Origin of the sequence: Streptomyces sp. NPDC059255, from assembly GCF_042752355.1 — a bacterium.
GTDB lineage: Bacteria > Actinomycetota > Actinomycetes > Streptomycetales > Streptomycetaceae > Streptomyces.
This window is the reverse complement of the sequence record NZ_JBHYZP010000004.1, coordinates 199,855-212,638: the sequence shown is the minus strand read 5'-3', so window position 1 is coordinate 212,638 and position 12,784 is coordinate 199,855. Positions and strand designations below refer to the sequence as shown.

Sequence of the window (12,784 nt, the reverse complement as noted above, 5' to 3'; positions counted from 1 at the left end):
GCCGATTAGCGCGCATCTGGGCGATTTGTGTGTTCGGTGTGACGGATGCGATGGCGAGCGGTCGCCAAGTTTGGCGTGATTCTGCGAGTCGTCGGCCGACGCGGGCACGAGTGAAGCCCCTTCACAAGCTGTGAAGGGGCTTCCACTCTGCGTGCGCCGCCAGGGACTCGAACCCCGGACCCGCTGATTAAGAGTCAGCTGCTCTAACCAACTGAGCTAGCGGCGCCTGCTGACCTGGAGAACTCTACCCGACCGCGAGGGGTGGCTCCGACCAATTGATGGCCGTTACGGCCTGTCGGATTGTCCTTTCTTACCGTTGATCCGTCAAAATGCGATTTGTCCGCACAGTTGACGCACCAGGCGCCCGTGTCGCCGGGTTGAAAGATCTTGAACGAAGAGATCCGTGATGAGGATGAGTGTGGAGGGGATCGCATGACCGTCCCTGTCTTCGAGGAGTACGAGCCCGCTCCCGACTGTCCCTGCGCCGGGTGCGCCGAGCGGCGGCGTGATCTGGCCAAAGGCCTGCCCGTACGGTCCGGCGGCCACCCGGCGGCGCACGGCGCCCGGCGCGCGCTGGTCCTGATGACCGCCGCCGGGGTCGCCCTGGGCGCGACGGGGGCCGAACCGGCGCGCGCCGCGGGTGTGGCGTCCGCCGTGGCCTTCGACCCCGACCCGGAGAGCCCGCAGGGCGGCAGCGGGCCCCTCCACGGGCGCCCCCTGCCGGGCCCGGGCGCCGGCCGGCCGCCGGCGGAGCCGCGCACGGCCACCCGCGCCGAGATCATCAACCGCGCCAAGCTGTGGGTGGCCGCCGAGGTGCCGTACAGCATGGAGAAGTACTGGTCGGACGGGTACCGCCAGGACTGCTCCGGTTATGTCTCGATGGCCTGGCACCTCGCGGACAACGAATGGACCGGCAGCCTCGCGGAGTTCGGCGTACGGATCGACCGGGAGGAGCTGCAACCCGGCGACATGCTGCTCTTCCACAACCCGGACGACCCGAACAAGGGGTCGCACGTCACGCTCTTCGGCGGCTGGACCGACTACACGCACACCTATTACCGGGCGTACGAGCAGACCAAGCCGAATGCCCGTGCGCAGTCCACGCCCATGGCGTACTGGGAGAACAACGGCCGCTACATCCCGTACCGCTACAAGGGCCTCGTCGAAGGGCCCGACGGCAAGGGCCCGGGGGCCGGTACGGGGGCCGCGAGCGGCGTGTCCGCGACCTTCCCCGGGGCGGGCGCCTTCCGCCCCGGAGCCCGCAACAAGTACGTCACCCAGCTCGGCCGGATGCTGGTGGAGCGCGGCGGCAAGCGCTTCTACTCCCAGGGGCCGGGACCGGGGTGGGGTGACGCGGACCGGCGGGCCACCCGGGCGTTCCAGCTCGCGCAGGGCTGGCGCGGCGCGGCGGCGGACGGCACACCGGGCCCGGGGACCTGGCGGCTTCTGGTGAAGGGCCTCGGGAAGAACATCCCGTCCACGCGGCCCCCGGGCGGCACCTCCGGCGGCGGCCACGGACGTCCGCCCGGCGGGGGAACGGCCCCCGCGCCGGCGTTCCCCGGGAGCGCGCACTTCCGGCCCGGCAGCTCCAGCCCGTACGTCGCCCAGCTCGGCCGGCAGCTCGTGAAGCGCGGCTTCGGCCGGCATTACGCCACGGGGCCGGGCCCGCGGTGGACGGAGGCCGACCGGCGCAATGTCGAGGCGTTCCAGCGGGCCCAGGGCTGGCGCGGCGCGGCGGCCGACGGCTATCCCGGCCCGGGGACCTGGCGGCGACTCTTCGCATGACGGACACGAGGATGACGGTGACGATGACGACGACCACCCCGACCGGCGACGACCCGACCACCCCGACCACCCCGAGCGGCTCGCGCGGTCCGCGTGTGCAGGGTGACGAGGACGGCCTGCGCGGGCTGTTCACGGTACGCCCCGAGCCCGCGCCGGAGGCCGCTCCACCGCCGGCGCCGGCGCCTACGCCCCCGCCCCCGCCCCCGTCCGCGCCCTCGCAGGAGCCGGCGCCCCGCCCGGCGAGCGAACCCGGGCCCGGGACCGTACAGGAGACGGAGACGGAGGTGGCGCCCGAGCCGGCCCGGGAGGCGCACGGACCGGAGGAGCCGGGGGAACCGGAGGGGCCGGAGGCGCCGGGGGAGGGCCTCCCTGTGAGGACCACCGGCTTGGACGCCGTGGCGGTGGACGCCGAGTACCCGGCGGATGCCGAAGGCCCGTTGCGCACCGTGGACCGGGCCGGTCCGGCCGGCCCGGCGGCCCCGCCGGAGGCCACGCCCCCGCCGGACGTCGCGGAGGTCACGGACGTCGCGGAGGTCACGGCCCCGGCGTCCCCGCCCCGGGCCGCCGACGAGACGTGGCTCGCCCCGCCCCGGGCCGCGCGCCCGGTGTTCGAGCTGGAGCCCGGTGCCTTCGGCCGGGGCAACGGGGTCTCCGTACGGTCCGCGCGCCCCGCGCACCCCGGCGACCGGCCGCGCTGGAGCCCGCTCATCGTCGGCGAGACCACCCACGAGATCCCCGTCCACCTCCTCTTCCGCGACGAGCCCGGCACACCCCCGCAGGCGCGGGCGGTCGCCGGAGGGACGGCCAGGCCCACCGTCATCGGGCGGCGGCGCGGGACCGGCGAACAGCCCCGGATCCGGCGCGTTTCCGCGCCCGCGCCGGCGACCGCCGTGCCCGCGCGCGCCGCGCCGCCCGGCGATCCGCACCTCACCGAGCGCCCGGGGCCCGCGCTTCCCGGCTCGGCCGCCGCGCTCGTCGGCCTCGCCGCGCTGCTCGGGTGCGCGGCCGTGGCCTGGTGGGCCGGGGCCCTGCCGGACGCGGTGACGGAGGCGCTGCGGCTGCCCTCGTTCCCGTACGACGGCATCGGCCTCGGCGAGTGGGCGCTGCTGGCGCTCGGTGTGACGGTCGCGCTCTTCGCCTTCGGCGGGCTCGGCCGGGGCCAGGTCGGCCGGGCGTGGGTGCTGACGCTCTTCGGCGACTACCGGGGGAGTGTGCGCCGTACGGGACTGCTCTGGGTGAGCCCGCTGCTGCTGCGCCGCCGGGTGGACGTACGGCTGCGGCACTGGCGCAGCGAGCCGATGCCCGCGGTCGACGCGAACGGCACGGCGCTGCGCGTCGTCGTCCTCGTCGTCTGGCGGGTGCGGGACACCGTACAGGCGGCGCTCGGTGTCCAGGACCACGAGGAGTATCTGCGCGAGCAGGTCGAGGCGGCGATGGCGCGGGTGCTCTCGCAGCTGCCCGCCGACGCGTTCCACCAGGAGGCGCCGACCCTGCGCAACGCGGAGGCGGTCGGGAACGCGCTGACCCGGATGCTGTCGGCGGAGTGCCGGCCCGTCGGCGTGGAGGTCTTCTCCGCGCAGCCGACGCGGATCGAGTACGCGCCGGAGATCGCCGCGGCGATGCAGCGCAGCCGGATCGCGGCGATCGACGCCCGGCAGCGGGACTCCGTACTGACGTCGGTGGTGGACGCGGTGGACGACACGGTGCACCGGCTGACGTCGCGCGGCCTGGTCGAGCTGGACGACTACGAGCGCAAGGCGCTGGTGAAGGACCTCACCGTCGCGTTCTACACGGGCCGGCAGGGGGCCGCGGAGCAGATCTGAGCCCGCCCGCGCGGCGGGGAGACGGCCGGGGAGAGCCAGGAGAGAGCCGGGAGAGAGCTAGGACAGAGCCGGGAGAGAGCTGAGCGATGATCGGTCGATTGGTCTGGACCGCGTTGTGTACTTGTTATGGACACGACCAAAAATCCTCCATACTCTGAGACTTGGTCCAGACCAACAGTCGTTCTCCTTCTGCGCGCGCGTGCGGTACGGCTCACCGAACTCCCCCACGTTCTCTGGAGCGAAGCATGCGAAAGAAGATGGGCGCGGCCGTCGTCGGCCTCGCCGTCACCGCCGTCTCCCTGCTCGCCACCGGCAGCGCCAGCAGCCATGGCTACACCGACTCCCCGATCAGCCGGCAGAAGCTCTGTGCCAACGGCACCGTCACCAACTGCGGCAACATCCAGTGGGAACCGCAGAGCGTCGAGGGGCCCAAGGGCTTCCCGGCGGCCGGTCCCGCCGACGGCGCCATCTGTTCGGGCGGCAACGGCCAGTTCGCGCAGCTCGACGACCCGCGCGGCGGCGCGTGGCCCACCACCAAGCTGACGAGTGGCCAGAGCCACACCTTCCGCTGGCAGTTCACCGCCCGTCACGCGACGACCGACTTCCGGTACTACATCACCAAGAACGGCTGGGACCCGTCGCAGAAGCTCACCAGGGCGGCTCTGGAGACGCAGCCGTTCCTGACGGTGCCGTACAACAACCAGCAGCCGCCCGCCACGCTTTCGCACTCGGGCACCCTCCCGTCGAAGTCGGGGCGCCACATGATCCTGGCGGTCTGGACGATCGCGGACACGTCGAACGCCTTCTACGCCTGCTCCGACGTCCAGTTCTGACAGTTCTGGCAGTTCCGGCAGTTCTGACAGTTCTGGCCGTTCCGGCCGTTCTGATCCACGCGTGACCTGACCCGCCGCTCGGTCCGGCCTCCCGGCCCGGTCCGACGGCGGGTCGGTTCGTGAAGACTTGGGGAGTGTGGCGCCGATCGCCCGGGAGCCAATCGGGCAAGTGCGGACGGACCGTCAACAGGCGCCGCTCCCAAGGGGCGTGCGAACGCCAGAGGGGTTTCCAGGTGGCTGGAATTGGGGCACCATTCCCGCGTCGGTCATCGCGCGTAGACCCGTGCGACAGCCGTGGAGTTCACGCTGTGGGCGCTCCGTGCCAACCCAGTCATGGAGCGTCTCCCCCCATATGCCCGGAGGTTTTCCGTCATGCGCAGACGTCTGGCACTTCCTCTCGCAGCAGCCGTACTCGCCCTCCCCCTCACTCTCCTGACGGCCGCTCAGGCGACCGCCGCACCGGCCGACAAGCCGCAGGTGCTCAGCAGTTGGACCCAGGAGAGCGCGGCGAGCTACAACTCCTGGGTCGCGGCCCGTGGCAACCAGGGCTCCTGGTCCGCCTACGGCTTCGACTGGTCCACGGACTACTGCTCCTCCTCGCCCGACAACCCGTTCGGCTTCCCCTTCGCCACCTCTTGCGCGCGCCACGACTTCGGTTACCGCAACTACAAGGCGGCCGGGCAGTTCGACGCCAACAAGGCCCGGCTCGACTCCGCGTTCTACGCGGACCTGAAGCGGGTGTGCTCGGCCTACTCGGGTGCGACGAAGGCGTCCTGCGACGCGACGGCGTGGACGTACTACCACGCGGTGGACATCTTCGGCGTGGACGGACAGAAGGGCGGCGGCGCGAAGGGCGCGGCCTGAGCCTCGGCCCGATCCGCCCTGGTGTGATCTGACATGAGCATGAGGAAAGGCCCCCCGCTCGCGCGAGGGGCCTTTCCTGTGTCGGTGCGCCGCCAGGGACTCGAACCCCGGACCCGCTGATTAAGAGTCAGCTGCTCTAACCAACTGAGCTAGCGGCGCCTGCTGACTCGAAAATAATACCCGGTGTCCGAGGGTGCTCGGCACCAGCGCTTCCGCCCCCGCCGAGGCTCAGATCGTCAGGGCCAGCGCCACCGGGGCCGCCCTGCGGTTCAGCGTCTCGGCCGCCGCGCGCAGCCGGTGGGCGTGCTCCAGCGGGAGGGAGAGGGCGAGGCAGCCGACCGCGGAGCCCGCCGTCAGCGGGACGGCCGCGCAGACCGTGCCGACCGCGTACTCCTGGAGGTCCAGTACGGGGACGGTGGGCGGGTGGCCGTCCAGCCGGGAGAGCAGCAGCCGCTCGCTGGTGATCGTGCGGGAGGTGAACCGCGCGATCTTGTGACGGGCGAGGTGCTCCTTGCGGCTGCCGTGGTCGAGCTGGGTCATCAGGCACTTGCCGATCGCGCTCGCGTGCGCCGTCGTACGGAAGTCCACGTACTCGTTGACGGCGGGGGTGAGGGGGCCTTCGGAGACCTGGGTGATCCTGATCTCGCCGTCGACGTACCGGCTGACGTAGATGGCCGCGCCGATCGCGTCGCGCAGCTCGGCGAGGGTGTCCTGGAGCCGCGTTTCGAGGACCTGCGCCCGGTCGGCGCCGGAACCGAGCAGGGTCAGCGAGTCGCCGATCACATACGCCCCGTCCGCCGCCTGCTCCACGTAACCCTCGCGGCGCAACATGGCGAGCAGCGGCGCGAGATGTCCGGCCGGCAGCCCGCTCTCGCTGGCGATCCTGGCGGCGGTCACCCCGCCGCCGTGCCGGGACACCGTCTCCAGCACACGCAGGACGTACCGCACCGAATGGAACGGGGCGGTCGGCTCCGGCTTCAGCACCACGGTCCCCCCTTGGCAGGTTGTTACCGCAAGCTCACCACCACGATAGCCGTCAAGGGTGGGAAAGAGGGGCGCTGTTGACCACCGAATTCGGCGCGGCCCAGGTCGCTGTACTGGGCCGCGCCACGCTGGCATATGCCAGAGGGATACTTCTTCAACGGAGTGTGAGACCGGGCGCAGGTCAGCGCGGCGCTCAGAGCACCGCGCCGAGGAACTCGCGCGTACGTTCGTGCTCCGGGTCCGTGAAGATCTTCTCCGGCGGCCCCGACTCGATGACCTTCCCGGCGTCGAACATCATCACGTCGTCGGAGATGTCCCGGGCGAAGTTCATCTCGTGGGTCACGCAGAGCATGGTGATGTCCGTGGTGCGGGCGATGTCCCGCAGGACGTCCAGGACCCCGGCGACCAGTTCCGGGTCGAGCGCCGAGGTGACCTCGTCCAGCAGCAGGATCTGCGGCCGCATCGCCAGAGCGCGGGCGATGGCCACGCGCTGCTGCTGCCCGCCGGAGAGCTGGGTCGGCTTCGCCGCGCAGCGGTCGCCGAGCCCGACGAGGTCGAGCAGTTCCCGGCCGCGCTCCTCGGCCTCGTCCTTGTCGAGTCCGAGCACCCGGACCGGCGCCTCCGTGACATTGCGCAGGACGTTCATGTTGGGGAAGAGATTGAACTGCTGGAAGACCATTCCGATGTTCTTCCGCACTTCGCGCACATGCTTCTCGGTCGCGGGGAACAGCTGGTCGCCGTTGACGGTGATGATGCCCTCGTCGGGTTTGACCAGCGTCATCAGCAGCCGCAGGATCGTGGTCTTGCCCGATCCGGAGGGGCCGACCAGCGTGACGTGCTTTCCCGGCCGTACGGAGAAACAGAGGTCGTCCAGGACGGTGTTCGCGCCGAATCTCTTCGTGACGTTCTCGAAGCGGATCAGCTCGGTGCCCGCGGCTTTTTCCGTGGTCTGCGGGGGGATTCGGTCAGCGGACAAGACGACGCTCCAGGGCTCGCATGAGAAGGGAAGCCGGATAGGCGATGAGGATGAAGGCGATACCGACCACGGTCAGCGGCTCGGTGTACTGGAAGGTGGCCGCGCTCTCCAGCCGGGACTGCTGGAGCATTTCCAGCACGCTGATCCCGGCGAGCAGCGGGGTGTCCTTCAGCATCGAGATGACGTAATTGCCCAGCGCCGGCACGATGCGCCGGATCGCCTGCGGCAGGATCACCGCGATCCAGGTCCGGCCGACGGGCAGACTGAGCGCGGTGGCCGCCTCCCACTGCCCGACGGGCACCGCGTCGATTCCGGCCCGGTAGACCTGTGCCGTGTACGTCGAATAATGCAGCCCGATCGCGATCGTCCCGGTGGTCAGCCCGGAGAACTGCACCCCCCACTCGGGCAGGACGAAGAAGAAGAAAAAGAGCTGGACGAGCAGCGGCGTGTTCCGGATGAACTCGGTGACGACATTGACCGGCCACCGGACGAAACGCGTCGGCGACCGGAATCCGATCGCCCAGACCAGCCCGAGCGTGAAGGAGAGGAGCGAGCCGAGGACGAGCACCTGAAGGGTGAGGAGCAGCCCGTCCCAGAAACGTGGCATGAAGTCCGCGACGGCGGACCAGTCCCAGCTGTTCATCGGGCGCCTCCCGCTGTCCCCGGCGTCCCCGGTGTCATGGTGATGCCGATACCGGCCTTCGTCTTGCGCTCAAGCGCCTTCATGCCGCGCGTGAGGACGAACGCGAGCACGAAATAGATGACCAGCGTGATCGAGTAGATCTGCGCGCTGTCCTGGGTGGCCAGCCGCACCAGATAGGCGGCGAACGACACGTCGGCCACCCCGAGCAGGGAGACCAGCGCCGTGCCCTTCAGCAGTTCGACGAGGAGATTGCAGAACGGCGGGATCATTTCCGGTACCGCCTGCGGCAGCAGGATCAGCCGCATGCGCTGCCACGGCGTGAAATTCAGGGCGATGCCCGCCTCGCGCTGCGCCGGCGCGACGGAGTTCAGGGCGCCGCGCACGACCTCGGCGCCGTACGCCCCGTACGACAGGCCCAGGGCCAGCACGGCGGCCCACATCGGGACGAGGGCCCAGCCGAAGAGTCCCGGCATGACGAAGAACAGCCAGAACATCAGCACCAGTGCCGACGTGCCGCGGAAGACCTCCGTGTAGAAGCCCGCGAGAAAACGGACGGCGCGCGAACGGTGCGTACGGGCGATTCCCACGGCGAATGCCACGAAGGTGGCGAGCGCCGCGCTGTACAGGGTGAGCTGAACGGTGATCCAGACACCCGGCAGCACCCAGTGGGTCCAGAGGCCGGCGGTCATGCGCACAGCTCCTCTGCCGTCAGGGTGGTCATCTCCGACTCGGCGAATCCGAACGGCTTGAGAACGCGGAACAGTTCGCCGCTCTTCTTCATCTTGTGGATCTCGACGTTGAAGGCGTCCCGCAGAGCGGTATCGGTGGGACGGAACGCGAAACCGCCGCCGTCGACCTTCTTCTCGCCGTCCACGAGCGGCGCGAACGGCTCGGTCGCCTCGGCCTTGCGGCTGTTCTTCACCACTTCGCGCCCGGTCAGCGCCGTACCGGCGAAGACGTCGACCCGTCCCGACTCGACGGCGTTCAGTCCCGCGACCGGGTCCTGCAGAATGACGATCTCCTTCTCGGGTATCCCGGCGGATATCGCGTAATCGATCTCCGCGTAGCCGGTACCCGTGGCGAGTTTCGCCTTCGTGCGCACCACGTCCTGATAGGAGAGCAGCTTCTTCGGATTTCCCTTGCGGACGATGAAGGAGTCCAGCATCTGGTACTCGGGGTCGGCGAAAATGACCTGGCCGCACCGCTCGGCGTTGATGTACATCCCGGCCGAGACGACATCGAACTGCTGCGAGTTGAGCCCCGGTATCAGGGAGGAGAAGTCGGTCGCGACGGGCTGCACCGAGCCGATCCCGAGCCGCTTGAAGATGACCTTCGCCAGCTCCACCGCCTCGCCGGTGAAATCGCCCTGGTCGTTGATGTACCCGTACGGTGCCTCGCCCGCGATGCCGAGCCGTACGGTGCGCTGCGATTTCAGCCGGGCGAGGGTGTCACCCGTCGGAACCCTGCTGCATCCGGCCGCGCCGAGCGCCCCCGCCGCGCCCAGCACCGCTGTACCCAGAAGCAGGGAACGTCGGCCTATGTTCCGTTTTGAGCGTCTTTCCGTGGTGTTCTCAGGTGGTGAAGCCATGGGCGCGCGGCTACCCGACTCCATACGGGTTATGCATATGGATTTGAGACGATCTCGTGCGGCCGCTGTGCCCTTGACTCGGGGGACCGGACGAGGACCATGAGGGCATGACCGATCGATTTGTCACCGTGTCATTGGACAAGCGCGGCGTGCACTGCACCGCGAAACTCCTGGACGACCGTGCTCCGGTCACCTGCGCCGCGGTGTGGGAGGCACTGCCGCTGGGCTCGGACGTGTACCACGCGAAGTACGCGCGCAACGAGATCTACGCGCTGTTTCCGGCCTTCGCCGCCGAGGAGCCACCCCTCGAAAATCCGACAGTGACCCCGATCCCCGGGGATCTGTGCTATTTCACCTTCTCCGACACGGAGCTGGGCACGGCGTCGTACGGCTACGACGAGAAGGCCACCGCGGGCCGCCGCACGGTCGTGGACCTCGCCCTCTTCTACGAGCGCAACAACCTGCTGATCAACGGCGACATGGGGTGGATCCCCGGCATCGTCTGGGGCAGCATCGTCGACGGCCTCGACCGGATGGCCGACGCCTGCCAGGACCTCTGGCGGGCGGGGGCGATCGGCGAGACGCTCAGCTTCCGGCGCGCGTAGCGCCAAGGCGGGCAGGCGGGCCGACGGGTAGGCGAGCAAGCGAGCCGACGGGCGGACCGGCGGGCCGCCCGCCTGCCCGCCGCTCCCGCCGGCCCGGTGGCTCAGCCGGCCGTGGGGGCCGGGATCCGGGCCGCCCCCGACTCGTACAGCGCGTGCGCCGCGCGCAGCACCAGCTCGTCCGCGTGGCGCGCGGCGACGATCTGCACCCCGATGGGCAGCCCGTCCCCGTCCACCCCGCACGGCACCGTCGCCGCGGGCTGCTGCGTCAGGTTGAACGGGTACGTGAACGGCGTCCACGCCGTCCAGCGCCGCTGCCCCGAGCCCTTCGGGGTCTCCCTGCCCGCCTCGAACGCGGTGATCGGCAGCGTCGGCGTGACCAGCAGGTCGTACGAGGTGTGGAACCGGCCGAGCCGCCGCCCCAGCTCCATCCGCGCGTCCACCGCCGCCAGATAGTCCAGCGCGCTCCGCCGCTCGCCGTCCGCGACGATCTCCCGCAGCCCCGGGTCGAGGTTCTTGCGCTGCTCCTTGCCGAACGGCGCCACCAGCCGCGCCGCCCCCGTGAACCACAGGGTGTGGAAGGCCTCCACCGGGTCGCTGATGTCCGGGTCGGCCTCCTCGATGTACGCGCCCAGCTCGGCGAGCCGGCTCACCGCCGCGCGCACCGCCGAGGCCACCTGGGGGCGTACCGCGACCTGACCGCCGAAGGACGCGGAGTACGCCACCCGCAGCCCCTTCACCCCGTCCGCACCGGCCGCCAGCGCGTCCCGCGCGTCCCGCGCCGGGGCGAGCTGCGACCAGTCCCGCCAGTCCGCGCCGCTGATCACGTCGAGGAGCAGCGCCGCGTCCGCCGCGTCCCGGGTCATCGGCCCGGCGTGCGCCAGCGTGCCGAAGGGGCTCGACGGGTAGAGCGGTACGCGCCCGTACGTCGGTTTGAGGCCGAAGATCCCGCAGAAGGACGCCGGGATACGGACCGAGCCGCCGCCGTCCGTGCCGAGGGAGAGCGGCGCCGCGCCCAGCGCCACGGCAGCCGCGCTGCCGCCGCTGGACCCGCCCGAGGTGCGGGAGACGTCGTACGGGTTGCGCGTCACCCCGTTCAGCGGCGAGTCCGTGACGCCCTTCCAGCCGAACTCGGGGGTGGTCGTCTTCCCGACGAGGACCGCGCCGTGCTCCCGCAGCCGCGCGACCGCCGGCGCGTCCTCGTCCCACGCGCCCCCCGGCCGGACGGCCCGGGAGCCGCGCAGGGTGGGGCCGCCGCGCTGGAGGAAGAGGTCCTTCACCGAGACCGGCACCCCGTCGAGCAGCCCCTGCGGCTCCTGCCTGCGCCAGCGCTCCGCGGACTCCGCCGCCTGCGCGAGCGCCGCCTCGGAGTCCACCCGTACGAACGCGTTGACCAGCGGCTGCACCGTCGCGATCCGGTCCAGTACGGCACGGGTCGCGTCGACGGGGGAGAAGTCGCCCCGCGCGTAGCCCGCGAGCAGCGCGCGTGCGGTGAGGTCGGTGAGGCGGGTGGGGGCGTCCGTGGCCGTCCGGTCCGTGGCCGTCCCGCCCGTGGCCGTCCCGTCCATGGCCGTCCGGTCCGTAGCCGTGTGATCCCTGGTGCCGCCGTTCGACATGTGGCCTCCGATGCGATCAGTCATGCATGGGGACGTACCCACGTTTCTTGTCCACCACGTTGGGAAGCGGCTTTCCGGCCACCCACAGCTCGTACAGTTCGACGAACTGCTCGCCGAGACGGTCGCGCCAGCCGACCGTGTCCCCGCTCATGTGCGGGGAGACGATCAGCCCGGGAACGTCCCACAGCGGGCTCAGCGGATCCAGCGGCTCCTGGTCGAAGACGTCGAGCGCCGCGCCCGCGATCCACCGCTTGGAGACCGCGGCGACCAGATCGTCCTCGACGACGAGCTGGCCGCGCCCGACGTTGACGAACCGTGCCGACGGCTGCATCAGCCCGAACAGCCGGGCGTCGAACATGCCGCGCGTCGCGTCGGTCAGCGGGGCCGCGCAGATCACCCAGTCCGCCCGGGTCAGCAGCCGGTCGAGCTGGTCGGCGCCGTACACCCCGGGGCGCGCCGTGCGGCCCGTGACGGCCACCGTGACGCCCAGCGCCCGCAGCGTACGGGCCACGGCCCGGCCGATCGGTCCCGCGCCGACCACGACGGCCCGGCTCTCCGCGACCCGCAGCCCCTCCCGGTGCTGCCAGCGGCGCCGGCCCTGGAGTTCCAGCGTGCCGGGCAGATCCTTGGCCATGGCCAGGACGAGCCCCGCCACGTACTCGGCGATCGGCTCCTCGAAGATGCCCCGCGCGTTGGTGACGACGGTCTCGGACGCGACCAGTTCCGGGCAGAGCAGCCGGTCCACCCCCGCGCTCGCGGTGTGCACCCAGCGGGGCCGCGCCCCCGGCCCCGGCCAGGCGTCCCGTACCGCGTCCGAGGTGAAGTCCCAGACCAGCAGGGCGTCCGCGGACGGAAGCCGCTCGGCGAGGCCGTCCGCGTCGACCGAGGTGATCCTGGCCCGTCCCGTGAGCCGGCCGAGGCGCGGCGGCGGGTCCGCCGACAGGACGAGGAGGGTGGGTGGTGGCATGGGGAGCAGCCCTTCTGCCGGGGCCGTTGCACCAGGTGGGAGCGGGTGCGCGGGCCGAGCGGGATTTCCCGTTGGAAAATTCCGTGCAACGTCTGAGATGTAC

Annotated in this window: 12 protein-coding genes and 2 tRNA genes; 5 read left to right on the top strand and 9 right to left on the bottom strand. The window is 71.1% G+C overall.

Annotated elements, in window-relative coordinates:
- Positions 1 to 152: 152 nt before the first annotated feature.
- Positions 153 to 226 (bottom strand) — tRNA-Lys (locus tag ACFXKG_RS08155).
- Between the two features lie 206 nt (positions 227 to 432).
- On the opposite strand from ACFXKG_RS08155, the gene ACFXKG_RS08150 reads away from it, so the two are divergent.
- The 4 genes from ACFXKG_RS08150 to ACFXKG_RS08135 all read left to right on the top strand — a co-directional run bounded on the left by ACFXKG_RS08150 (position 433) and on the right by ACFXKG_RS08135 (position 5,305).
- Positions 433 to 1,785, top strand: coding sequence for a peptidoglycan-binding protein (locus tag ACFXKG_RS08150; RefSeq protein WP_384834185.1), 1,353 nt, complete (start codon positions 433 to 435; stop codon positions 1,783 to 1,785).
- Positions 1,782 to 3,608 carry an SPFH domain-containing protein gene (locus ACFXKG_RS08145; protein ID WP_384834183.1) on the top strand — a complete coding sequence of 609 codons (1,827 nt, stop codon included), beginning with the start codon at positions 1,782 to 1,784 and terminating at the stop codon, positions 3,606 to 3,608. Before ACFXKG_RS08150 ends, ACFXKG_RS08145 begins: the two co-directional genes overlap by 4 nt.
- A gap of 245 nt (positions 3,609 to 3,853) precedes the next feature.
- Positions 3,854 to 4,441, top strand: coding sequence for a lytic polysaccharide monooxygenase (locus ACFXKG_RS08140; protein WP_384834180.1), 588 nt, complete (start codon positions 3,854 to 3,856; stop codon positions 4,439 to 4,441).
- 372 nt (positions 4,442 to 4,813) lie between these two features.
- On the top strand, positions 4,814 to 5,305 hold the full coding sequence (locus tag ACFXKG_RS08135; RefSeq protein ID WP_384834177.1) for a phospholipase: 492 nt from the start codon (positions 4,814 to 4,816) through the stop codon (positions 5,303 to 5,305).
- A gap of 85 nt (positions 5,306 to 5,390) precedes the next feature.
- Here the strand turns inward: ACFXKG_RS08135 and ACFXKG_RS08130 are convergent.
- The 6 genes from ACFXKG_RS08130 to ehuB form a co-directional block, all read right to left on the bottom strand.
- Positions 5,391 to 5,464: transfer RNA gene (locus ACFXKG_RS08130), tRNA-Lys, on the bottom strand.
- Between the two features lie 69 nt (positions 5,465 to 5,533).
- Positions 5,534 to 6,292, bottom strand: a complete 759-nt coding sequence (locus ACFXKG_RS08125) for an IclR family transcriptional regulator (RefSeq protein WP_384834174.1) — start codon at positions 6,290 to 6,292, stop codon at positions 5,534 to 5,536.
- A 190-nt stretch (positions 6,293 to 6,482) separates the two neighbouring features.
- A complete protein-coding gene (locus tag ACFXKG_RS08120; RefSeq protein ID WP_384834172.1) occupies positions 6,483 to 7,265 on the bottom strand; it encodes an amino acid ABC transporter ATP-binding protein in 783 nt (260 codons plus the stop codon).
- The gene (gene ehuD / locus ACFXKG_RS08115) at positions 7,255 to 7,908 is read right to left on the bottom strand and encodes an ectoine/hydroxyectoine ABC transporter permease subunit EhuD (RefSeq protein WP_384834169.1); all 654 of its coding nucleotides are present in this window, start codon (positions 7,906 to 7,908) and stop codon (positions 7,255 to 7,257) included. The genes ACFXKG_RS08120 and ehuD overlap by 11 nt, the downstream gene beginning before the upstream one ends.
- Positions 7,905 to 8,597 carry an ectoine/hydroxyectoine ABC transporter permease subunit EhuC gene (gene ehuC / locus ACFXKG_RS08110; RefSeq protein WP_384834166.1) on the bottom strand — a complete coding sequence of 231 codons (693 nt, stop codon included), beginning with the start codon at positions 8,595 to 8,597 and terminating at the stop codon, positions 7,905 to 7,907. Before ehuC ends, ehuD begins: the two co-directional genes overlap by 4 nt.
- The gene (gene ehuB, locus ACFXKG_RS08105; protein ID WP_384834163.1) at positions 8,594 to 9,496 is read right to left on the bottom strand and encodes an ectoine/hydroxyectoine ABC transporter substrate-binding protein EhuB; all 903 of its coding nucleotides are present in this window, start codon (positions 9,494 to 9,496) and stop codon (positions 8,594 to 8,596) included. The genes ehuC and ehuB overlap by 4 nt, the downstream gene beginning before the upstream one ends.
- A 107-nt stretch (positions 9,497 to 9,603) precedes the next feature.
- On the opposite strand from ehuB, the gene ACFXKG_RS08100 reads away from it, so the two are divergent.
- Positions 9,604 to 10,101: a DUF3830 family protein gene (locus ACFXKG_RS08100; RefSeq protein WP_384834160.1), complete on the top strand. Its 498-nt coding sequence runs from the start codon at positions 9,604 to 9,606 to the stop codon at positions 10,099 to 10,101.
- Between the two features lie 101 nt (positions 10,102 to 10,202).
- Here ACFXKG_RS08100 and ACFXKG_RS08095 read toward each other — a convergent pair whose 3' ends face one another.
- Positions 10,203 to 11,666 (bottom strand): amidase, encoded by a 1,464-nt coding sequence (locus ACFXKG_RS08095; RefSeq protein WP_384834517.1) that lies wholly within the window; start codon positions 11,664 to 11,666, stop codon positions 10,203 to 10,205.
- A 64-nt stretch (positions 11,667 to 11,730) separates the two neighbouring features.
- Entirely contained in the window at positions 11,731 to 12,681 is a 951-nt protein-coding gene (locus ACFXKG_RS08090; protein WP_384834157.1) for a D-2-hydroxyacid dehydrogenase, read from the bottom strand.
- Positions 12,682 to 12,784 lie beyond the last annotated feature (103 nt).